At 52.1% G+C, this 328-nt stretch carries 1 protein-coding gene; it reads left to right on the top strand.

Annotation, left to right across the window (positions count from 1 at the left end):
* Positions 1-110: 110 nt before the first annotated feature.
* The coding region (locus KMS84_RS39600; protein ID WP_256921497.1) for a hypothetical protein at positions 111-328 on the top strand (218 nt) is incomplete at its 3' end.

The following is a 328-nucleotide window of genomic DNA, read 5'->3' as shown; positions in this document are numbered from 1 at the left end:
GTAACATAGATCCATCACTGTTGGTCGACCAGACGGCAGACGATGGTTGGAGTCATTTGGAAGACCCGTGTTTTTGGACTCCCGAGGGTCCTGATCTGAAGCAGGCATCAGTGGACCAAGCCTTGGAATGGATCAACGGCGATCAGGACATTTATGATGCACTTGAGAACGTTGAGGTAGTAAACCCCTCCGACAAAACCAATTGGTTAGTTCTCAATGGCTTTCAACTCTGGCGCCCCAAAGCTGGGAGGGTAGAACGGGAAGCCTGGCGACGAGTTGCGTGCCTCGTCGTCCGTGAGAAAGATCTCGACGATCTACTCGCACTGAT

Origin of the sequence: Streptomyces hilarionis (genome assembly GCF_024539675.1) — a bacterium.
GTDB classification, from domain to species: Bacteria; Actinomycetota; Actinomycetes; order Streptomycetales; family Streptomycetaceae; genus Streptomyces; species Streptomyces hilarionis.
Note: the sequence above shows the minus strand (reverse complement) of the source record. Positions and strands in the feature narration are given on the sequence as shown.